This is a genomic window from Candidatus Lokiarchaeota archaeon (genome assembly GCA_014730275.1).
In the GTDB taxonomy this organism is placed as follows: Archaea; Asgardarchaeota; Thorarchaeia; order Thorarchaeales; family Thorarchaeaceae; genus WJIL01.
The window spans coordinates 1-20716 of record WJIL01000143.1 but is presented as its reverse complement, the minus strand read 5'-3'; the positions used below and the strand labels follow the sequence as shown (position 1 = coordinate 20716).

Here is a 20716-nt window from a genome sequence, read left to right as displayed (position 1 = left end):
TGAGACATACAGCTAAACGTCAATCCTTCTGAGAGTAGCCCCTTCAGGAATTTCACATTTCATGACCTGCGGTTCGATACCAGTCTCATGCAAGTATTCCTGTTTGATTCTATCTGCAAAAGAGTCAACCATTGAGGATTTGACAATAGAAATAGTTGATCCACCAAATCCTGCTCCCGTCAAGCGGCTACCAATGACTCCTTCTGCATTCCGTGCAATATCAACAAGGAGGTCTAGTTTTGGGTGGCTGACCTCATATAGAGATTTTGAGCTGGAATGAGAGGCGTACATGAGTTCTCCAAACAGGATCAAATTACCACGCTCGAGTGCTCGGAATCCGTCTTTTACTCGTTGATTCTCTTCGACTACATGGCGAACACGTTTCATCAAAGTCTCCTCAAGAATCTCCGAAGCTTCGGACAGCTGATTCGGTGTTACTGAGCTAAGATTCGCAATTTCCCAATCGTTCTTCTTCAGCAAGTTCAACGCTTCTTGACATTCCGATTTGCGTTCATTCAACGCTTCACCTGCCGGTCGAGACACCTTGCTGTCTGTCACTACTAAACTCAAATCAGCAGGAAGAGGGATGCTTCTTGTTTGAAGAGACGAACAGTTGATGCGAAGAACAGAATTCTCCTTACCGAGTTGGCTGGTAAATTGATCCATTATGCCACAAGCTACTGCACAGTAGATACGTTCGGCCTCAAAGGCAATCATCGCTTTTATCTTGGGTTCCAGATGCAAGTCGTTTAGTTCTGCTATCAAATTGACGAAAGATACTTCCAAAGCCGCTGAAGAACTCAGGCCCGCTCCTATTGGAATGTCACCTGTTACAACAGCAGCTATACCATTCACGTTGTAACCGCGGCGCGCCATAGCCCAATAGACACCACGAACATAATCATGCCATTCTGTCCTTCCGCTTGGTGACAACCCTCCTAGAAAGAATTCAATCTCCTCATCGAAATCCAGAGAAAACAGGTGTACTTCATCAGCCCCAACCCCCAATGAATAGACATACCTGTCAATCGTCGAGGACAAGACGAGGCCTCCATTGTAGTCAGTATGGTTGCCTAGAATCTCAACGCGTCCGGGTGCTCTCGACAGTACCGGGTAATGAAAATCGGCATCTATCAAATCGGCAAGAGCTGTTTTCATTTGGGTATGTGAATGTTCCACTAAAGAGCCTCCCGAAGTTCTTGAGCGCGTTGCTCAGGGAGAGAATCATTTGTGTAAGTCCCTGCTCCAAGTTCAATGCCAGCCAGATGTTTACGTCGGCTTTTGTCCCGCCAAGGTGGATAGAACTCTACATGGAAATGCCAGAATGGATAATCTCCTGTGGATGGTCGAGTGTGAAATGACATGACATAAGCTGTCTCATCAAAGACATTGCTATATCTCTTGACAACATCACGCACCATTTTCCCTAGACCCAGCAAACTGTCATCTAATCCACTCAAGCTGTGAACATGCCTTTTTGGATAGATATGCACCTCATATGGGAGTCTGGCAAAGAAGGGAACACATGATACGAATTCATCAGTCTCCTTGAGAATGCGCGTTCCCTGTTCAAGCTCATTCTGTATCACTTCACAAATGAGGCACGTATTCTCATCCACCCATTTTTTCTTCGACTGGTTGATTTCGCGGCGTATTCGCGGCGGAATGAAAGGCAGCGCGTAGACCTGCGCATGGGGGTGATTAAGACTTACGCCAATGGATTGCCCTCTGTTTTCAAACTGCATGACATAAGAAATTCCTTTCATCGTGTCTAATTTTTCAAAAACTTCGAGATACTCATTGAATACCAAGAGAATCTGTTCTTCATCCATATCCTCTATCTGCTCATTGTGATTTGGGGATAGAATAATAACTTTGCATGTGCCATACGCAGGGGCGTCCATCACCAGGCCGCCTTCGAGTGGCACTGGTCCAACTGTGGGATCCAAAGCTGAGAACTTGTTATCGAGTGTAAGGACCTTCCAATTTCCTGTCGTTTCTTCTTGGCCCGGACAGAAGGGACATTTTCGCTCATCTTCCTGAAATGGGCGATCAGCTCTACTGGGAGTAGTGATTACCCATTCTCCTAAGAGTGGGTTCCAACGCAAGCGGCTCATGAGTTGTTACACCCACGACTTGAGACGGACATATATCTCTTTAAACTGACGACTAACGCCGATGGTTGGCTAGATGAATCAAAGGTGAATTGGCTGTGGAATTACCGACCATGAACGGCATTCATACCCATTTCTGATATTCTTCTCTAATAGCATCAGAAATTTCAGATTCACCAAAGTCGGATGGATGCATACGAAGTTCGTTGCCATCGATTTCTACAGTTAGAACCAATTGCCCTGGTGACTCAACTTTGAACCCGTTTTTGCCTTCTTCATCAATGCGTTCTGCATAGACCAGTTCAGAATGCTTTACCACACTATATAGCAGGAGTGCCGCTTTCTCTTCTCCGGAAAGTTCAAGGACTTGTCCGCCTTCCTCAGCCGGTGCTTCTTCCAGTTCTTCTTCCTCCGCTACTTCTTCTGAGGCGGGCTCAACTGTGGGAGAAGGACTTGCCACTGGTGATGGAGTTGTGGGCTCCGGAGGTAGAGGTTCGTCTTCAGGTTCTGAGGGTATTGGTGCCTCTTCAGGCTCTACCGTCGAAGGTGTCTCTGGTGATGTGGGCTCTTCAGTGGCCGCACCGCCGGAAGGAATGACTTGGTAATCTTCTTTGTAGGCCAAGAACTTGTCCTCATAGCCCCAACTCCCCGAAATAGCATCTCGGAATTTGTCAATATTGGCTGCTACTTCCGGATTATCATCATTCTTCTCGCGCATCTCGATGAAATCAGCAATACCCAAGCCGATAGTGGTTGGACCAATCTTGTAACCAGATCTCTTGATTGATCTGCCCATTCGCAGAGTGTGCATGCGGGTAGGCATACTGACATTTCGACCAATCCAAACCCAACACACATCGCTATACTCATCCAATACGATGAGCGCATTATCGCTATTTACGTGAATAGAATCAAGTTTGATTGGCGAGATTTCGCCAGATTCATCTTTCAACATCAAAACAAACGGCGTTCGTGAGAGCGTCTTAACAGGCGAAACTTTGGAGACCTCCTCGGAGTTTTACCATGTTGATAATCATAGTATGCCTTTTAACAGATTCGTCGATGAATATACTTCAATTTGCCAAGCCGGTGGAGGTCATATCAAGCTCAAGATCGATAACAAGGAGGGTTTGTGTATCTTCGATAGCTTCGACTTTCCGTATTCGCTCGGTGACTACCTCTACAATTGCTTCCATATCACGGGCTCTGACCTCGGCCACGATATCGAATTCCCCAAATACTTTGTGAGCCTCCTCAACAACGTTCATAGCCCCTAAATCGCGGAGGACCTTGTCTTCCTTTCCAGCTTGTGTTTTAATGAGTACGTAGCTTTTCACCATTGACAGGTACCACCAGGTGCGGTTTAGAATAGCTTAGCCATCCCTAGATAACTGTTACTGAAAAATGAAAAATGAGAAGTACTTGTGCCTCACGAAGGAGAGATAGCAGTTCCCACGAGAGGGTCCTGGGAACTGCGCCGGTACGGTAATTCAACCCTTCATTGCTAATCGGGGGCATTTATCCTTGTTCATACCTGGTGTGTCACATGGCTTGTTCATGCCACTATAGAACTTGAAGCCGTCGACACTGCAGGTATCATTTTCTTCGTTGTATTCGGGACATTCCATGTCTTGTTTCTCCTGCTCTTTTCGTTTCAGAGTCCCCTGTGCTTAGTTTTTGCAAGTACACACCGGACCTAGCTTGTTACAAGTTGGTTCCGCATATTAACATTCTTCGCTTGGTCTATCCGTTTTCATCATGCTACGAGTAAGAAAGAGGCATAACAGAATTAAGTTTAATACCCCGCATGAAATCCACCTATATGCACTTCGCCAAACCACTGTAACGAAGCATCAAATTGATACTACAACATTCGTGGATACACAGGAGAAATTCAATGTGCCTCAGCGTACCTTAGATAGCGTACCTTGCCCAGCATGCAGTGATAACGGAAGGGTGCGCGACATCAAAATTGACGAAGATGTAATACTTAACGCAAAGAGGACTCCTGTCATTGTTCCCGCGAAATGCGAGAACGGCCACAGTGTAGTATTGTTTGTGGATCGCAACTTCACAATTCGCGACGTAGAAATTGCTGGAGAGGCGGTTCAAGGTGATGAAGATGAGGGGGAAAGCTCCATTGACAAAGCCAAGAAATGGATGGCAGATTTCTAATGATACAGAGCATCTTTATCATCAACAAGGAAGGCGAGACACTCGCCTCTGTGAACATCGGGGATTTTGAAGCAGATGACGCCCTCTTCGGAGGTTTCATGTCGGCTATTCAGAGTTTTTCGCAAAAAATGGCCGGTGACGAGATTAAGGGAATGGAGATTGGCCAATATCGGCTAATCATATCACGTGTGAATGAGAATTTCCTCGTAACCATACACCCTCAAGGGGAAGATAATCCCAAAACAAATCACCACCGCCTCCTCGAGCTTTGTAAAGACAACGAAGAGTGTCTCACAGACAATGATTTCATTAAGGAATTGAAGGAAGAAGCTGAACGACCTGTTACAGGGGCGGACAAGGCGAGTGAATGGGCAGAAAAGATGCTTTGAGGTGTAAATGAATATGGAACCCTATCAAGCTAGCGAAGTCTTCATGGCTATCGGTATGTTAGCAGCAGCAGGTGTTATCTCAATATACGCTCTTATTCAAACGGGGAAAGTAGACGCAGAAGAAAGAGAACTTGCAAGGCCGTTGTTTATTTCGGCTGCAGGACTGGGGCTTCTGGGAATAGGTTCGGGATCAACGTTTACCTATCGTATTATGATTGATCTGTTTGAAATAACTATATCTCGATATCTCATGATTTCATATGTAACTATTCTTTTGGGGGCAGGAACATTATCTGTTGCCGCCTTAATGATTCTGGATTGGAAAGAGCTTATGATAGCTCCACTCGCATTAATGTTTCTGGGGCTTCTTTCTTCAATTGGTGGAACCCAACTGGGTCTTGATCCAACTGTTACGGATGCCGTTGTCGGATTCTTCACGCTCCTACTACTGTTGGTTCCAGGGCTCCTGTATGGATTCCTGACATATAGAACAAGAGGGGCCAGAGCATTATCCTTGACTCTCGCAGTTCTGACTTATCCGCTATCATATCTATTCGAGATAACGCCATTGGAGGGTAATGTATTCCTCATCATTCTAAGGCTTATTGGACCAGCTCTGGTAACCAGTTCGTTCCTTGCTGAAGACATAGAGATTTCAGGAGAGCTTTTTGGATATGGAGCTGCTTTTGCGGTAGCAGGTTTCTGGTTTTCATTCGTTATCGCACAAGTGGTCATTGAATTGGTGCGCATTATTGCATTGTCAGCATTGGCACTAGTTGCTACACTTGGACTGGTCACGGTAGCATTCACCTATGGCAGATGGCGAACGAAGCCCAATCCAGCCACTATTTATCTTGGTGGGTTTTTCCTACTGGCTTCCCTATCGATTCTGATATTCTCAGTTCAAGAACTAGGGCTGTTCGTATCAACAGAGATTGTTTATGCCTCATGGTTGATGTGGATAAGTGCTGCTGCACTTCTGAATGTCGGAGCAATTGTAGCTCTGGAATGGAATAGGGTAATTCTGCTCCCAGCAATGCTTGCTTTGCCGGTTGCAACATACCTGCTTATCTCCTATCCTGCAGACCCAATGGGTACTCCTTGGTTTAATCCGTTGCTCATCATCACAACTGCGTTGCAGGTAATTCTCCCAATGGGAATGTATTTCTACCTGTGGCATCAAATGCGTGTAGCGGATATCAAAAACCGTTCCAGACCATTGTTCTTAGGTATAGGGATTCTATTTGCTGTAATAGCTCTGCCATTAGGAAATTTCGTTAACCCCCTAGTTGCATCACTGCTTCTGGTAGCCTTCGTTATTTGGTTGCTTGGTATTACAGGAAGAGCAGATCAACTTCTAGGCACTAACTAGTGAGGAAATCCAATACAATGCAGAACAGAATTCCAATATTCAAAGTAGCCACTATTGGAGAAGGTGGCGTCGGTAAAACGAGTATTGTAGTGCGCTACACAGAAGACAAGTTCGATGAGGACATGCGAATGACAATAGGCGTAAACTTCGCCACCAAGAAACTTCTAGTTCGAGGAGAGCCACTAAAGTTGACTATCTGGGATTTGGGCGGACAACCAAGATTCTATGATGTTGTTGGTGACTACTTCAACGGAACAAAATTCGCAATAGCAGTATACGACGCGAACAGAAGGTACACTTTGGACCGTCTAGACGACTGGATATCAAGGTTGAGAGAAGCAAGTCCAGAAGCGGATATCCTTATAGTTGGCAATAAAATCGACGTGAGAGATGATGGCTCGGGAGTGCCAATAGAGGAAGGACGTTCATTTGCTTCCAAGTATGGAGCAGACTGTATCGAAGTCTCGGCTAAGACTGGTGAAAACATAGACGAATTATTCCGTACAGTGGCTCGTAACCTTCATACCGAACATATGCAATAATGATTAGAGGATTCAGTGTGGTAGAGAGTGCTATTATAATCGATAACGAAGGAAATACCATCCATTCGTTGAGCACAGGAGATTTGCATCCCGATACGGCGTTGCTAGGGGGCTTTCTATCTGCATTGCAGGATTTCTCGGATATGGTTTCTGGCGATGCAGTACAAGAGATGGAGATGGGAGAATATCGATTCCTTGTCTCAAGTATTCTGGATTATCATTTGATTACAATCCATGCCATCAAGAGTGCAAATCCTAAGAGAATACACGAGGAAATCCTTGCGCTATGTGAAAAGAATAGAGACTCGCTTAAAGATAGAATGTTCAAGGGCAGATTGAAGAGACTTGTCGAATCATTAAGTAACAATGAAAAGGCATGATTTGGCGCCCAAGAATCAGGTGGGTATGAGATATACTCAACCAAGCTGATTTAGCACATTAAACATCTTCTCCGGATAATCTGTAAAAATGCCATCAACCCCCAGCATTGTAAGCCGCTCCATTTCTGATTCCTCATTTATGGTCCAAACATGAACTTCGATATCCCTCTTGTGTGCCTCAGCAAGAAACCGCTTATCGACAACAGTGATAGGACCCTGTTTGGGGGGAACCTGAAGAGCATCATATTCGGTGTTCCTTGCAAGCAACGATAGCAACCGAAGCTTTGACCCAAATAGAAAGCGATAGACTTCATTCGGATGGGCAGCGGTGACAATCTCCGGACACATCTCCCGGAAATAAGAGATTTGCTTAGCATGGAAAGATGCAACGATTACTTCTTGTTCCTTGTTGTATTGTGAGATGATATCGGCTAGGATCTCAGGCGCCTTTGGGTTTTCGGACTTGATATCCATATTGAATTTCGTTCTCGGGAAATGCTGGAAAACTTGATCTAAACTCGGAATCCGATGAAGGAACATTTGGTTTTCCTCGCGTTGCTCATCTGGTTCCGATTCAGAACCCAGCCTGATCTGCTGGATCTCATCCAAAACCATAGCCTCCACAGGTTTGCCGATACCAGTGAGTCGTTCCAAAGTCTCATCATGAAAGAGGACTAATTTGCCATCCCTTGTCATCCTGATATCGATTTCAACTACATCCACACCCAGCTGGACAGCTGAGGATATAGAAGAAAGTGTATTCTCTATTGCGCATGTGGGGTCTCCTCTGTGCGCCATTATGAGCGGATATCTACGATTGTCTCGTAGTACGGACTGCCTCATGGGAGATCAGTAGAATGTATTCCTTATCAAATAAGTGGATGAATCATTTTTTGTAAAGCAATTAATGATTTTATGAAACGCAAGCCGGAAAGTTTGTAAATATTCTTAGTTTGTAAATATTCTTATATTGTTTTTAGAGAATACTTTACTAGAGGAGTTTCAACATTGAACTACAAAAAACGGAATTTATCTTGCTCGCTAATCATATCTATTTTTGTTGCATCATGTATTATATTGCCCTTTTCAGTACCAGTAGTATCCAATGTCATAGTGCGTATGAATGATGATAACGCAACAAATCAAGCTATAGCTACTCTAGTAGATAATGCTCCGAATTCTATAGTGGTAGATTATAGATCTCCTATGTATAGCATTCTAATTTCGAGAGTTATTAGAGCGGCAATCTGGGTATCTCATGGATCGGAGCAGGGAATCCTTGCTGACAACGCTCTAATGTTGTGGGGTGAGTTTGCCAAAGATATAGCAATTACACCGTCAAAGGATATTGTTCTTGCCTGTAATTCGAAGCAACTTGAGTCCTATGTATCTCCGCAAGAGGCTTTGCTTTTTGATGGGAGCGTTGAGTCAAATCTAGGTGCGCTACTTGTCTCGCTCATCCTCGGCGGGGTTCATTCTCTAAACGCAATTGCATCTAAACTCATTTCTCTTGCTACGGGCCAAACTCCGCTAATGTTCTTGGAACTAACCACGTTGGAGTTTGCTTGGGATACGATAAATTTCATGATTGGATTGATGTTGGCTGGTGCAGGTTTATACATTACACAAGGCGTAGTAAATGCGATATATGGGATGGGAACCTTGCTTTTCATTGATACAGCGTTACTGGCAAGGGCTGTAATGGGAGGGTATTAATCCCCACTGGATTTAGTTCTCCCATTAATCTCACTGTTCCTGTTAATAGCCTACGGATTGTCAATTATCTTCCCTTATTCTTCGGCCCTAATCGCCCTCAATACAGCAATACTGAATACACCTGCGGGATACACTCTTGTTCTGATAAATATTGGAGTATATATTGGCCAGCTCTATCTTGATTGGCTAGATTAGAGGAGTACAAGATGATGGCACAAGAAGAGAAGTCACGAAAGGTTCCCTATTCCAAACCTGGTCCAACGGAAAAGAGGATCCGAAATGTACATGTCTTTGTTGGACTCGCGCTCATAATTGGCCAGTTTGTCATTCTATCATTTGAGGACTGGCTGTTGAAAAGCGGCCTCTCTTTACCGACGTTCATCATAATCATCGGATTTGTCTATGGGTCCTTTCCTTCTGCAAAGTCTGATCATGAGTTTCTTGAACATGTAATTCAACCAAGAACAGGAGAAATACCAGAAAAGCATATCGAGCTCTTTCTCAGATTCCGAAAAATGCTTCGCGCTGGGACATTGCTGGCTGCATATGGATTCGCAACAGTACTATTTGCGATTTGGCTTTGGTTAGCAAATGCGGGGGCAAATGTTCTATTGGCACTTCCGTTCATCGCGTTAGCATTTGCCTTGTTTATTCCTGCATTAGGAAACGTAGTCGCCAGGTTATTGGCGCATGTAAAATACAAAGAGATTCAGCATCTATTCGACATTGAAAGAGAGATTCTTAGAAAACGCAGAGGAGAATGGTACTAGTTGCATTCCGCCATAACCGCTTTTCCTTGTCTTGGTAGACTTCCTCCAGGAACGAAAGGAGTGTTCCGATTTTCAAATCCTTGACTTCAAAAAGATGTACTATCGAGGCTCCCCAGTCAAGAGAGATATGACAGCAATATTCAATTATGCTATTTTCATTCAAAATAGCTTCGAAGTGTGATATCCATCTTTCTTGTATTCAGACAAACCATCGCAACAAACACAAGTGCGCCGAAAACCGTATACCACTCGACAATAGGACCGCCAAGAGAAAAAGCTAGGAAAAGACTGGAAAAATCTATGAATAGTCCGTATAAACCGAATATCTTCACAAAACTTGGATGAAGTAGAAGACCAATGGAAACAAGAATAAGAACCACAAAATTTAGTTCGAAAAAGATTGATGAAGCGAGTATGTGAGGGGCTCCTTGGTCCTCAGAGAAAATTCCTATTGCCATGAGAGCCACCGCCGATGAAACTCCCAGTATTTGTCCAAGTGATAAGACCATTCGTTGGTACATGTGCTTAGTATGCCACTGTAGTAGGCCAAGGAAGAACGGTATAAGCATCGCTCCAGTTAAGACACAGCCAAGATTATAGAACCAAGCTCCAAACGGGCTATAATCGCAATTGCCCAATCTACTCAGGTAATGTGTTAGTGGGCCGTATCCCCCAGGGTAGAGAATCCATGAGATCCCAGTGAATAGGCAATAGAAGACGATTGTCAATACCCCACCACTTACTGTCAAAGGCCAATGCTTCTTCCAATATCCACTCATGCTCTCATGCCCTTGGTTATTGACTTGGACGTATCTATTGGAAACAGCCTTCATATATACGCAAGGTAGTAAATCACAATGCCGCCAAAGAGCGAATAGGCCCAAAGAATCGCTGTAAGCCACATCATCCGTCGTGAACCGCAGGTGAATGGTTTCTGGTTTCTCCGTGCATCGAAATATCTGTAGCTCCATAGCAATCCGAGAAAGAGAGCAACAAGTCCAGCAATATGGTGTACTATGACTATACTTGACCCAGGCGGAAAGGGTATTGCAGAGAAAAGATCCCATTTCAGAAAAAGCGCGGGTGCCATAATGAATACGGTTGTGAGTAGCGTCACGATTGTCAAAACCGTCATTATTTTCCCATGAAAAGGATACGGTTTGCTCTTTATGCTGCCATAGATCAACAACACAAGCAGAACGATTTGAATAAGTAGATTGATGTCAGCAAAAATACTAGCCGATGTTCCGAAAAACCCCATCTAAATCACCAAACTAGATGGTGAACAGACTGTAATAACTGCTACTACTGGCTCTTCTTACAACAAAATGCTACATTACAGAAAAAATAGGAAAAAGGAGCACCGTTCAGTGCTCCATTAAACTACGAAATTACTCTTCAGCACACTTCTTCTTCAGAAGTTCCCAGTCCTCATTGACCCATTCCTGTATCTGCTCGCGGAAATCTTCCCAGCGATCAGTGAACAGGTGTTTGAACTGGCCCTGTGGTTTCATGTACTCCTCGATTGGCTTGAGTTCCTTGAGCCGCTTGCTTGGAGTTGACATCACGTATTCTTCGCCATCCACTATCTCATAGAGTGGATGCATTCCAGTCTCCACAGCCAGCTTGGCTAACTCGATACTCTTGGAGCTTTCAGATCTCCATCCTCGCGGACATGGGGATATTGCGTGGATAAATGCTGGTCCATCAACTTCAAGCGCTTTTCTGAACTTCTTGATGAAGTCACGCCAGTAATACGGAGACACAGTGGCAGCGTAAGGAATCTTGTGTGCTGCCACAATCTCTGTAATTGGCTTTTTGCGTTGAGTCTTTCCAGGCAATTCTGATCCGGCCCAGCTTGTGGTTGTCTCCTGACCAGGGAATGTACCTCCTGAGCGCTGAATCCCAGTATTCTGGTAGGCACCGTTATCATATACCATGTAGACGAAGTCATGGCCCCGCTCTAGAGCACCGCTCAGAGAACCGAAGCCGATGTCAAACGTTCCACCGTCACCGCCAATAGCAATGACGTCAACATGCTCGTCCTTGTAGCGACCCTTCTCCCTCATGACCTCAATGGCTTCGAAAGCACCTGATGCTACAGCAGATGCGTTCTCAAACGCCACATGAATCCAGGGAATCTTCCATGCTGTGTATGGGTAAATCGTGGTCGCAACCTCAAGACACCCTGTTGCCTCACAGACAATAGTGGGCCCACGAAGGGCTTGACCCATGAGTCTTACTATTACCGGCGCTGCACACCCTGCGCACATGCGGTGTCCAGAGGAAAGTATCTCGTCAGTCTCTAACATATCTTTGAGTTTCGTAGCCATTTACTTACGCACCCCCAGTGTTTCGTACAGTGGAGCTTCACCTTTTTCGAGGTACTCCTCTGTCTTTCGTATTCCATCAACGATAGTCGTTGGTGGTACATCTCGCCCGCCTAGTCCAACAACAAAATCACAAACCATCGGACGTTCATCTAGGTTATAGAGTGCAGTTCGTACTTCAAGAGCAAGCGGATTGCTTGCCGCACCAAAGGAACGACATTTCTCAAATATGGCAACTGCTTTTGCACCGGCGAGAATCTCTCGAATCTCTTCAGTCGGGAATGGTCTGAACATTCGAAGTCGAAGCACACCCACCTTCTCACCCTTCTCTCGGAGAGTATCAGCCACTGCCTTAGCTGTGCCGCCAGTGGTGCTATGGGTCAGAATGATGATCTCGGCATCCTCGGTCTTGTATTCCTCATACATGCCGTAGGAGCGTCCTGTCATCTTTTCGAATTCTTCTTCGACCTTCTTGAACGCCTTGGGAACATTCTTCATTGCCCGGTCCTGCTGCTCCTTGAACTCGAAATAATAGTCGGTCAAAGCCAAAGGACCCATCGTGATTGGATCGTCAGGATCCAGGGGCAAAACAGGTTCTCTCGTACCCAGGAAATCCTGAACAGCCTCGGTAGGAAGCATCTCAACACGTTCCACATTGTGGCTCAGAATGAAACCGTCAATACATACCATCGCGGGCAGAAGCACATCATGGTCTTCTGCAAGCTTGAACGCCATGATTGTCGTATCGTAGGCTTCCTGACAGCTCTGCGTGTAGATTTGAATGAAGCCGCTGTCACGAGCACCGTAGCTGTCGCTCCAGTCGTTATGGATATTGATGGGAGCTGACAGGGCTCGGTTTGCAACATTGAGCACGATAGGCATTCTCATGGAAGCCGCACAGTACAGAATCTCCCACATCAGTGCCAGACCAGCAGATGCAGTAGCTGTTCCAACTCTGCCGCCCACCGCCGATGCACCAATACAAGCCGACATCGCGCTGTGCTCAGATTCTACCGGGATAACTCGTGTATTCACCTCACCATTTGCAACAAACTTCTGGAAGTCTTCTACAATGATGGTTTGTGGTGTAATCGGATACGCAGCGAGAACATCAAGATCACATTGCTTCAGCGCATGTGCAATCGCTGCGTCGCCAGTCAGTCCTTCAATCGTAATCTGATCATCAGGTACTCTTTCAACACTCGTCACTCTACTCATCCTCCATCTTTATTGCATCAACAGGGCACTGTTCTGCACAGATACCACAGCCCTTGCAATAGTCGTAGTCATAGATGTGCACGTATTCACCATCTTTCTCTTCAAGCCGAATGGCATCATCTGGACAGAAAATCCAACAGAGACCGCACGTGCCGTTCTTCACCCACAAGCACTTTTCGGGGATATGAATAGGCCGTTTTGACCTCCAGCCACCGGTCTTGTACTCCGTCGCATTGCCTGGCTTGATAATATTGCCAGCCATGGGTATCTCGTCGAATCGCTCAGTCAATCTACTTCAGCCTCCTCTACCGCTCGTTCCATCGCGGCTTTGTTGAGTTCGCCCACCTTTCCTGGATACCGTTCCATGACCGTGTTGATAGCAGTCTCAAGTTTGACCACGCCGGTCGCCTTAATTGCTGCTGCCATCGTGGGCATGTTATAGAATGGACGGCCCATGATATCCATAGCAATAGTACTCGCATCAACCGTAGTTACAGTACCCTTTCTGAAATCGAATTGATCCCGTACTTCTGCGGGGCTCATATCCGTATTCAAAACAAGGGTGCCATCTTCATCCAATCCTTCTGCTGGGTTTAGAACCTGTAGCAGGGTTGGATCTATGCAAACCACAGTACTCGGCGTATACACTTGAGCGTAAATCTGGATGGGTTTCTCACTAATTCGTAAATATGCTTTCACAGGGGCGCCAGTGCGCTCCGGCCCGAACTCCGGGAAGCACTGAATGTAGTTTCCTTCTTCCAGGGCTGCTTTTCCAAGCATCTGGTTGGAGGTCACTACGCCCTGACCGCCTCTGCCGTGCCAGCGGAATTCCTTTATGCCCTTCGCAAAATCAAGACTCATTAATTATCACATCTTGCTCGATGTTTTTTGTCTGTCCTCTCACTCATTTTTCTAGTCTGTTACTTATGAACCATTCTACATGGTGGTGTGAAACTCTATGCATGTCTTCATTCCCATCTTGTAGCTTATTATTCCCCCTCTGCCCGGGCAAAAAATCTGACCACATTAGTTTCAACCACACGAAAAGACCAATTACAATGATATTAACACGGATAGGATTGCCTACAGATTACCCTATTTCCGCGTGATGATACCTAAAGCGTATTTATGTCAGGGAATGTTCCCAACGACAGGAATCATGCCGAAATCGTTTATGGTTCAGCATGGCACTCTGGATGCTTCGCGTCGCAATCCAGTTCTGCACATTTGTACCTAGCGAATGTGACACTTAGTAGTGGTGTGTGTACCTACTTCGGATGGCAAGGTTCGGTCTATCACAATCCAGCCACAGAATTTGACCAATATTTCTGGTCCAATGTTGTTAATGGCCTAGGATTTAATCAATGTGCTAAGTAAGCAGAAGAGAAGGTTGGAGGTGTCGGTGTACTTGGAGCTAAGCTTCTGATCCACGGAGATGGAGAAAACTGCATACCAGCAGTAGATGATGTCTTATACAATCATAACCTCGGGGAGGCACCTTACAGAGAAGATAGACACTTGCACTACGATGATGACTGCTATCTCCTGTTCGGAATCTATGTTGTACAGTTTGTCGGGGACGTGGTCGAACCTGTCGATGTTGAAGCGCTCTCGTAGGAGCTTCTGATGGGCAAGCAGTGAGAAACGGCCGCACATACAATAGATACTATCGGAGAATGTCAGAAGGATTGACATTGAGCTACGTGTCTGTGTTTCTCCTCCCATGAACCTCAGTATCACGGAAAGGATTGTGAGTATGATGTAACTTCCTTGGAGCAAGACGACATTAGAATACTCAACGAGTAATGACAATAGGGGAAGAAGATGTAAGCTTAAATGGCAGACCAAGTAACGCTCAAAGGAATGGACATAACAGATATATCGATTTCTCTTCACCGTCAGAGTGTGAAAAATTGAGGACTCTCTTTTCGTGACAACCATCTAGATAACCTGTTTCTTACAGTTTTAGGAACTGCGTGAAACTTCTGTGTTCCACCCTTCCCCTGCCAGCGTCGCCGCCCCCATGGTACCCGTAGGCCCGTGAGTCAGCAGAGGCTTTGTCCACGTTCATCGGAATGGGATTCCTCTCGCGGTCTTGGCTTCTTTCTCCTGTCGTTGCCCCAGGTCATCACTCCCGGCGACAGCGAGGTTTTCCACAGTGCTTGTCACGGCGTGGTCATGATCACCCACCTCAACATTGTCACCGCCGCTAAGGAGGTCCATTACGGACGAGGTGAACAGCCGCGGACTCTCCGGGACTTGATAGAGTCCCTTGTTTGGAGAGTGAGGACTTCTGCTTAGAAGAACCAGTCTTCCTTACAGCCTTCGGGGCTGGGCGCTTCTCCCGTGGGGGAGTGGCCTACCGCCCTCAGTCACAATAGCACTTGGATGAAATCCTACAGAAATCTTCCGCTTCTCCACTTGGATTCTTTATGAATTTGTAAAATTTCTATCTTTCTAGAAACGGTTAAGAAATGCTATAGGTTCTGAAATAGGGAAAGAGGGGCGAAAATCTCGCAAACGTAGCCCTATAGAAGCTCGCGTTATGTTCTTGACTTTTGTCATAGAGATAAATAATTAGTAACATTTAAAAATGAATAACCATTGAGGGGTTTGGAGTTCGTAACTATGGGTTATAGAACGATCATCTTAACGTTTGTAATTGTGGTTTTAATATCGATAGGTATTTTCCCGGGTATTCCAAATACGCTATCAAATGAACCCTCTAAAGGCCTCGCTAACGGTTCCGATAAGACATTAGAATCCAAATACCAAACGCATTCTTTTCCAGAGCCATCTATAACAAAAAATCGTCAATTACAAGATCCTGATCACTCTGACACCCCCATTGTAAGGCGCTTCATGAATACGACGTGGCAATCCGGGCTTGAATATATCCAGGAACTAGACAATGGTACTCTCCAAATGCCTACAGGCAGCCCCCCTTCGGAAGTACGCTACTCGGATTCAGATTCCTTGAATGGTAACAATACTGGCAGCCTTGAAACCGAAACTCGAGACTCTCAAATTCTAGCTGAACCCGGTGATGATGATGCTCCAGTGACTCCATTGACGCCTGCTAAGAGAGGTCATTGGTTTCCGAAACAAGCCTATTCTAAACTCTATTTCTCATTTGAGACTAATCAGCCAGGCCCAATTTCATACATAATTCATTTGGAGATTGAACAGGATCAAGATTCGTACCCACGTTATCTAACTTTAAGTTTAGATGGTGAACCGTTTGCTGAGAATATTTGGATAGATGAGGACGGTTATCACACTTCTACCGGTACACCAGTTATCTATGGAGTCGGAGAACATACAATAACTATTACAATAAACTACGGCGCACATGCGGAGAAAGGATGGTTGTTGAAGCATTTCTGGGTTTATGACCTCGATGGCAATCCGCTAGATGTTACAGGGCAATTCACACATAAGGAGGGTCATTGCAATCTGCGATACCTCGTGGAAATGGGTCCGGACACAACTCTCAATCTAGCTATTGAGAATGGATGGGAGACTCACACTAGAATTTGCGATATATATGTAGATGACACATTCATTACTTCTAGAACTGTTCCGGCAAACTTAGAGATAGATTTAGGGGATTATATCGATTCTTCTGTTCACGAGCTGAGATTAGACATATATTGGCAGGGATACACGGAGTGCGGTAAAAAAATCACTATTCTTCAGGTTCATCATAGAGGCGCTTTCATCGAGCTGGATTATCGCTCTGACCACAAACCTGATGATGCATTCATTTCCTATTTTGAGAGCTATTACAAATGCTATTCCTACCACAGAGTTGATATTAGAGTGGACGAATCGCTCGCTTTCAGCGACACTCTGCATCCTCCCGAAATTTCAGCATTGCACGATAACCACTTTCAGCACAAAAAGCAATATACTCAGCAAGCAGGTAATATTGACTGGTTATGGTGTTTATTTGCTCATTATATTTGGGAATCGGGTGGATACTATGGTGGAGATAGCATAGTCTTCCCCGATCAAGCTTGGAAGGATTGGTGTTTTTGGAATTGGCGAGACATTTCTTCGGCTCGAAGGACAGTGCTCATGCACGAATTTGGCCACTACCTAGGCATGCCTCACTACTACGATAATACAGATTGTCCTTGCCCTGATTGTTGTTACGCTCACCGATTAGACTGCATAGATTCTGATCCGACCTATTGTGTGTGGCATTGGCAAAGGGGAGCTTATTATGAATCGATTTGGCATGACGTATGTAATAGCACCTCTGGATGGACAAGGAAAGGGCCTGGGTCAGGATTCGAGGGGTACCGTACTCTTCAGGATTCTGGTACCCTTCACACTAAGAAGGATTACCTATATTGCACTCAAATAGCAGGAACTAGCTCTTGGAAACACGGCCCGTTGTTTGTCAAGGAGCTACACACATCTGTAGAGATTCAAGATATCCGATCTCTGCAAGCGAAAATGCAGCTGATTGATGGTAATACCATGGGAGATGTTATCATAACATTGTTTGACACAAATAAAGAAAGGTCAATCGTGTTTTGTCTCTACGATTCGTGGTACGGCTCTGTATCACGTTCGTATTTCGATTATTCCAAGGCCGGTGATGAGCATGATAACTGGTATGAAGGAGAGCACTATGGTAATTTCACCGCTACTTGGCTATTCGGATGTAATCCAGAATCAATCACATTTCTCACCAGTGAGCTTGACGATGGCACGCCAAAAACACACACCCATTATTCAGGGAATGAGTTTAATCCTGAGAGAAAAATCAAGTATATTGGAATCCAGTTTGCACGTGCCCGATATTACAATTATCATGGACACCTAGGCAGAGTCTTGGATTTGGTCATACGCTATCATTTTGATAGACCAGGAATTAGCCCACTTGTTTGTGCAGCTAACGATGAATCAGATACAGTAAACATGCAATCCAGTCCATTATCTGAAACTGATTGGAAATTGCATCCATCTATAGATTCCGATTATTTCAGTAGCTCATCTCCCTTTTCGCTCCATATCAGGTCAATAATGACATTGCCCCAAGTTTCCAAATGGAGCCATGTAAATAGTAACCAGAACATTCAACGAACAATGCATTGACTTGGAAAATGAACTCGATGTTACACAGAATGGAAAAACAAAGCATCTGCATACTAGTGATGTTACTAATTGGTTTCCAATTTGCTGTTTATCTGGAAAATCAATTCGACGGGATTCATTCTTGCCATGAAGCTAAGAGCACTAAGCCATCTTACACATACTCTTTTCCTGAACGGAGCCCAGTCCTCGCTGAAGAATCTTACAATAAGTCTAGCCCTATCATAATAGGTTCCAATAGTGATTTTGTTTTGCAGGCATATCCTGGAAATGGTACAGCAGAAAATCCCTTTGTTATTGCGAACTTGAGAATTGAATCGAATAACAACTGCTTGCGAGTAGAGAATACAACCGCGCACTTCGTTATGAGAGACTGCGAACTGATTGGCAGCGTTTATCTGAAGGGGGTTGAAAACGGTGCCATTCAGAACTGTACTATTGACTCAACATCATATGGAATTGAAATGAATGAAACCAAGGCATGCAGTATTACCAGCTGTTCAATTGTGGATTGTTCTTGGGTTGGAGTCTATGTATCGAACTCTAACGACTGCATTTTTAGTGGGAATGACCTGAATGGTATTGGTAGAGCAGTACAGGTAACCGATGCAGATTTTGTATGGCATCAGGGGGAAGCAATAGAAATACGCAATTGCACTGATTGCACGGTATCGTATAATCAACTGGTGGACAATACCCACGCTACTGCCATTCATCTATCCGGATCACGCGATTGTGACCTACAGAATAATCACATCATACGAGATTATAGAGGGATAGGCATTGGACTTTCCCAAAGGATACGCGTGCGAGATAACTTGCTTGTTAATTGCAGCTACTACGGTCTAGATTTTTATGATTCGACTTCATGTGCAATTGTGAATAATACGTTTGAGAACTGTGGTATAGAAATCACTGGTTCACTGCCTCATTATGTGCATGATTTCCACGGCAACGATGTCAATGGAAAGGAATTCGGCTATTTCCTGACAAAATCACATGAGAGCATAGACGGTGCTCGATATGGGCAGATATTCCTGATTAACAGCACTTCGACTACTCTGGATGGTGGTGATTTTCACACCACCAAAATCCCAGTCAATATTGTCTATTCAACAAATTGTACGGTCCAAGAGATACAGGCGTACGGAGCCACATGGGCGTCTCTGTTGATACTTCAATCAACAGGTTGTAGGGTTCTCGATTCTACGTTTGCTGACTCGTATCACGGGCTTGAAATCGAATTGTCCTCCAACTGTGTCATACGGTCAAATCATATAGCGAATAACACACTGCAGGGTCTTTTTCTTTCACAGTCCAACAGATGTGGCGTCATTGATAACACCATAGAGGGCAACGGTGGGTGGGGCATTCTAAACGAAGGCAGTAACCACAACACGTTTTATGGCAATGTCTTGGCACGAAATGCCAGAGGGAATGCATGGGATTGGAATTCCTTCAACAGTTGGGATAATGGAATAGGACGAGGTAATTCCTGGGATGACTACATCGGAATTGGACCGTACTATATTCCGGGAAACATATTCACGTTCGATTGGCATCCACGTTCTGTGAACGGACATGCAGAGCGTTATATTTTGATTATAGTGATAATCGGAGCTGGCCTGATTGGTACCACCTATTTTGCGAAGCGTCGGCGAAAGAGGACTACAACTTCTCAGATGGACGACTAAGAGGTCAGACCACAGCCCCTTACTTCGTAGATGCAGACTATAATTCATCCAGCATACATGTCCGTAGTTGTCATGATTTTCGTGAGTTTATTGTAGAAATAACACGATACTGCATGCCAACAGGATAGATTGGTCGCGGAATTTAGGTATTGATCACGTAACAACTCGATTACACCGAGCTCCGGTGAGGTGTCCAGTCCACCGTTACTACTGTTCGAGGCGAGCGGACCGAAAGTATGACTCGTGCGCACCTAGAGTTGCCAAGATTTAGTGTAGACCTCAGTGAAACGGTACCTCCATGCTCAAACTCGTGCATCCAGATGAACCAGTACTGCTCAAGCAGGCTGTAAATCTTGGACTGGATGAAATCGTTGTCCGACGCTCCGTGGGCATAGTCGTTCACACCTCAGCATGTAGAGGGTCCGACCCTATCATGATGGCTTACGGAACTGCGCTTATTCTCATGTTGTTGATAGGATCCGCCCTCCTGTCTTATGCATCCGAAGGCATGGCTGACAGCTACGAAGTCGGGGGATGGACTACCGAGTTCTATATTGGCAACATCGACAAAATCGAGGATGTCCTGCCCGACTATTTTGTCTGTTGGCTTATAAGAACATAAAATATGCATTACACAGAATCTTCTGTATCCTGAGACCGGGATGGGACTCGGTTAGCAGTCACTATACATCCCTTGTGTGTTTCTGTTTCTTCAGTTATGAAGTTGTGCTGTAACCGGATAGCTCGAACCAATATCAAGACCTGGTTTGTCACCCCAGTCAGCTGTTCTGTATTCATAATCGTCTTCGTAAATCCATCCCACATTTTCAATGAAATCGACACTGTATCTGTGCCCAAGTCTCCCAGCCATTTCGTCAGGCAAATCAACATCGAGATAGGCATACCCATT

General features: G+C 45.0%; 22 protein-coding genes. 10 read left to right on the top strand and 12 right to left on the bottom strand.

What is annotated here, in order from left to right; translation table 11 throughout:
* Positions 1-12 precede the first annotated feature (12 nt).
* The 5 genes from galK to GF309_16040 all read right to left on the bottom strand — a co-directional run bounded on the left by galK (position 13) and on the right by GF309_16040 (position 3742).
* A complete protein-coding gene (galK, locus tag GF309_16060; GenBank protein ID MBD3160294.1) occupies positions 13-1179 on the bottom strand; it encodes a galactokinase in 1167 nt (388 codons plus the stop codon).
* Positions 1179-2117, bottom strand: coding sequence for a galactose-1-phosphate uridylyltransferase (gene galT / locus GF309_16055; GenBank protein MBD3160293.1), 939 nt, complete (start codon positions 2115-2117; stop codon positions 1179-1181). The genes galK and galT overlap by 1 nt, the downstream gene beginning before the upstream one ends.
* A gap of 121 nt (positions 2118-2238) precedes the next feature.
* A complete protein-coding gene (locus GF309_16050; protein ID MBD3160292.1) occupies positions 2239-3069 on the bottom strand; it encodes a hypothetical protein in 831 nt (276 codons plus the stop codon).
* A gap of 118 nt (positions 3070-3187) precedes the next feature.
* A complete protein-coding gene (locus tag GF309_16045) occupies positions 3188-3454 on the bottom strand; it encodes an Lrp/AsnC family transcriptional regulator (GenBank protein ID MBD3160291.1) in 267 nt (88 codons plus the stop codon).
* Positions 3455-3604: 150 nt separating this feature from the next.
* Positions 3605-3742, bottom strand: coding sequence for a hypothetical protein (locus GF309_16040; GenBank protein ID MBD3160290.1), 138 nt, complete (start codon positions 3740-3742; stop codon positions 3605-3607).
* 271 nt (positions 3743-4013) lie between these two features.
* Here GF309_16040 and GF309_16035 point away from each other — a divergent pair, with 271 nt between their 5' ends.
* Genes GF309_16035 through GF309_16015 form a run of 5 tightly spaced genes read left to right on the top strand, consistent with a single transcriptional unit; the run spans position 4014 to position 6972 of the window.
* The gene (locus tag GF309_16035) at positions 4014-4289 is read left to right on the top strand and encodes a hypothetical protein (protein ID MBD3160289.1); all 276 of its coding nucleotides are present in this window, start codon (positions 4014-4016) and stop codon (positions 4287-4289) included.
* Positions 4289-4678 (top strand): hypothetical protein, encoded by a 390-nt coding sequence (locus GF309_16030; GenBank protein ID MBD3160288.1) that lies wholly within the window; start codon positions 4289-4291, stop codon positions 4676-4678. The genes GF309_16035 and GF309_16030 overlap by 1 nt, the downstream gene beginning before the upstream one ends.
* 13 nt (positions 4679-4691) lie before the next feature.
* A complete protein-coding gene (locus GF309_16025) occupies positions 4692-6050 on the top strand; it encodes a hypothetical protein (GenBank protein ID MBD3160287.1) in 1359 nt (452 codons plus the stop codon).
* A 17-nt stretch (positions 6051-6067) separates the two neighbouring features.
* Positions 6068-6592: a GTP-binding protein gene (locus GF309_16020; GenBank protein ID MBD3160286.1), complete on the top strand. Its 525-nt coding sequence runs from the start codon at positions 6068-6070 to the stop codon at positions 6590-6592.
* A gap of 17 nt (positions 6593-6609) precedes the next feature.
* A complete protein-coding gene (locus tag GF309_16015; protein ID MBD3160285.1) occupies positions 6610-6972 on the top strand; it encodes a hypothetical protein in 363 nt (120 codons plus the stop codon).
* A 36-nt stretch (positions 6973-7008) separates the two neighbouring features.
* On the opposite strand, the gene GF309_16010 is transcribed toward GF309_16015, so the two are convergent.
* The gene (locus GF309_16010) at positions 7009-7815 is read right to left on the bottom strand and encodes a hypothetical protein (protein ID MBD3160284.1); all 807 of its coding nucleotides are present in this window, start codon (positions 7813-7815) and stop codon (positions 7009-7011) included.
* A gap of 165 nt (positions 7816-7980) precedes the next feature.
* On the opposite strand from GF309_16010, the gene GF309_16005 reads away from it, so the two are divergent.
* Positions 7981-8688 (top strand): hypothetical protein, encoded by a 708-nt coding sequence (locus tag GF309_16005; GenBank protein MBD3160283.1) that lies wholly within the window; start codon positions 7981-7983, stop codon positions 8686-8688.
* A 206-nt stretch (positions 8689-8894) separates the two neighbouring features.
* Complete coding sequence (locus GF309_16000; GenBank protein ID MBD3160282.1) at positions 8895-9458, top strand: hypothetical protein; 564 nt, start codon at positions 8895-8897, stop codon at positions 9456-9458.
* Between the two features lie 155 nt (positions 9459-9613).
* Here the strand turns inward: GF309_16000 and GF309_15995 are convergent, their stop codons facing one another.
* The 6 genes from GF309_15995 to GF309_15970 all read right to left on the bottom strand — a co-directional run bounded on the left by GF309_15995 (position 9614) and on the right by GF309_15970 (position 14731).
* Positions 9614-10525: a DUF998 domain-containing protein gene (locus GF309_15995; GenBank protein MBD3160281.1), complete on the bottom strand. Its 912-nt coding sequence runs from the start codon at positions 10523-10525 to the stop codon at positions 9614-9616.
* A 324-nt stretch (positions 10526-10849) separates the two neighbouring features.
* Positions 10850-11791, bottom strand: coding sequence for a pyruvate ferredoxin oxidoreductase (locus tag GF309_15990; protein ID MBD3160280.1), 942 nt, complete (start codon positions 11789-11791; stop codon positions 10850-10852).
* A complete protein-coding gene (gene porA / locus GF309_15985) occupies positions 11792-13006 on the bottom strand; it encodes a pyruvate ferredoxin oxidoreductase (protein MBD3160279.1) in 1215 nt (404 codons plus the stop codon).
* A complete protein-coding gene (locus GF309_15980; protein ID MBD3160278.1) occupies positions 12999-13268 on the bottom strand; it encodes a 4Fe-4S dicluster domain-containing protein in 270 nt (89 codons plus the stop codon). The genes porA and GF309_15980 overlap by 8 nt, the downstream gene beginning before the upstream one ends.
* 23 nt (positions 13269-13291) lie before the next feature.
* Positions 13292-13867: a pyruvate synthase gene (locus GF309_15975; protein ID MBD3160277.1), complete on the bottom strand. Its 576-nt coding sequence runs from the start codon at positions 13865-13867 to the stop codon at positions 13292-13294.
* 609 nt (positions 13868-14476) lie between these two features.
* Positions 14477-14731 carry a hypothetical protein gene (locus GF309_15970; GenBank protein ID MBD3160276.1) on the bottom strand — a complete coding sequence of 85 codons (255 nt, stop codon included), beginning with the start codon at positions 14729-14731 and terminating at the stop codon, positions 14477-14479.
* Positions 14732-15868: 1137 nt separating this feature from the next.
* On the opposite strand from GF309_15970, the gene GF309_15965 reads away from it, so the two are divergent.
* The 3 genes from GF309_15965 to GF309_15955 all read left to right on the top strand — a co-directional run bounded on the left by GF309_15965 (position 15869) and on the right by GF309_15955 (position 20428).
* Positions 15869-18115 (top strand): hypothetical protein, encoded by a 2247-nt coding sequence (locus GF309_15965; GenBank protein ID MBD3160275.1) that lies wholly within the window; start codon positions 15869-15871, stop codon positions 18113-18115.
* 8 nt (positions 18116-18123) lie between these two features.
* The gene (locus GF309_15960) at positions 18124-19806 is read left to right on the top strand and encodes a hypothetical protein (protein MBD3160274.1); all 1683 of its coding nucleotides are present in this window, start codon (positions 18124-18126) and stop codon (positions 19804-19806) included.
* 298 nt (positions 19807-20104) lie between these two features.
* Positions 20105-20428, top strand: coding sequence for a hypothetical protein (locus GF309_15955; protein MBD3160273.1), 324 nt, complete (start codon positions 20105-20107; stop codon positions 20426-20428).
* Positions 20429-20716: the final 288 nt, after the last annotated feature.

What these genes read in the sequence shown, in the direction of transcription:
- galT (MBD3160293.1), bottom strand. Translation starts at nt 2,117, where the DNA reads ATGAGCCGCTTGCGTTGGAACCCACTCTTAGGAGAATGGGTAATCACT.
- GF309_16050 (MBD3160292.1), bottom strand. Translation starts at nt 3,069, where the DNA reads ATGTTGAAAGATGAATCTGGCGAAATCTCGCCAATCAAACTTGATTCT.
- GF309_16045 (MBD3160291.1), bottom strand. Translation starts at nt 3,454, where the DNA reads ATGGTGAAAAGCTACGTACTCATTAAAACACAAGCTGGAAAGGAAGAC.
- GF309_16040 (MBD3160290.1), bottom strand. Translation starts at nt 3,742, where the DNA reads ATGGAATGTCCCGAATACAACGAAGAAAATGATACCTGCAGTGTCGAC.
- GF309_16030 (MBD3160288.1), top strand. Translation starts at nt 4,289, where the DNA reads ATGATACAGAGCATCTTTATCATCAACAAGGAAGGCGAGACACTCGCC.
- GF309_16025 (MBD3160287.1), top strand. Translation starts at nt 4,692, where the DNA reads ATGGAACCCTATCAAGCTAGCGAAGTCTTCATGGCTATCGGTATGTTA.
- GF309_16020 (MBD3160286.1), top strand. Translation starts at nt 6,068, where the DNA reads ATGCAGAACAGAATTCCAATATTCAAAGTAGCCACTATTGGAGAAGGT.
- GF309_16010 (MBD3160284.1), bottom strand. Translation starts at nt 7,815, where the DNA reads ATGAGGCAGTCCGTACTACGAGACAATCGTAGATATCCGCTCATAATG.
- GF309_16000 (MBD3160282.1), top strand. Translation starts at nt 8,895, where the DNA reads ATGATGGCACAAGAAGAGAAGTCACGAAAGGTTCCCTATTCCAAACCT.
- GF309_15995 (MBD3160281.1), bottom strand. Translation starts at nt 10,525, where the DNA reads ATGGGATCTTTTCTCTGCAATACCCTTTCCGCCTGGGTCAAGTATAGT.
- GF309_15990 (MBD3160280.1), bottom strand. Translation starts at nt 11,791, where the DNA reads ATGGCTACGAAACTCAAAGATATGTTAGAGACTGACGAGATACTTTCC.
- porA (MBD3160279.1), bottom strand. Translation starts at nt 13,006, where the DNA reads ATGAGTAGAGTGACGAGTGTTGAAAGAGTACCTGATGATCAGATTACG.
- GF309_15980 (MBD3160278.1), bottom strand. Translation starts at nt 13,268, where the DNA reads ATGGCTGGCAATATTATCAAGCCAGGCAATGCGACGGAGTACAAGACC.
- GF309_15975 (MBD3160277.1), bottom strand. Translation starts at nt 13,867, where the DNA reads ATGAGTCTTGATTTTGCGAAGGGCATAAAGGAATTCCGCTGGCACGGC.
- GF309_15970 (MBD3160276.1), bottom strand. Translation starts at nt 14,731, where the DNA reads ATGGGAGGAGAAACACAGACACGTAGCTCAATGTCAATCCTTCTGACA.
- GF309_15965 (MBD3160275.1), top strand. Translation starts at nt 15,869, where the DNA reads ATGAATACGACGTGGCAATCCGGGCTTGAATATATCCAGGAACTAGAC.
- GF309_15960 (MBD3160274.1), top strand. Translation starts at nt 18,124, where the DNA reads ATGAACTCGATGTTACACAGAATGGAAAAACAAAGCATCTGCATACTA.
- GF309_15955 (MBD3160273.1), top strand. Translation starts at nt 20,105, where the DNA reads ATGCTCAAACTCGTGCATCCAGATGAACCAGTACTGCTCAAGCAGGCT.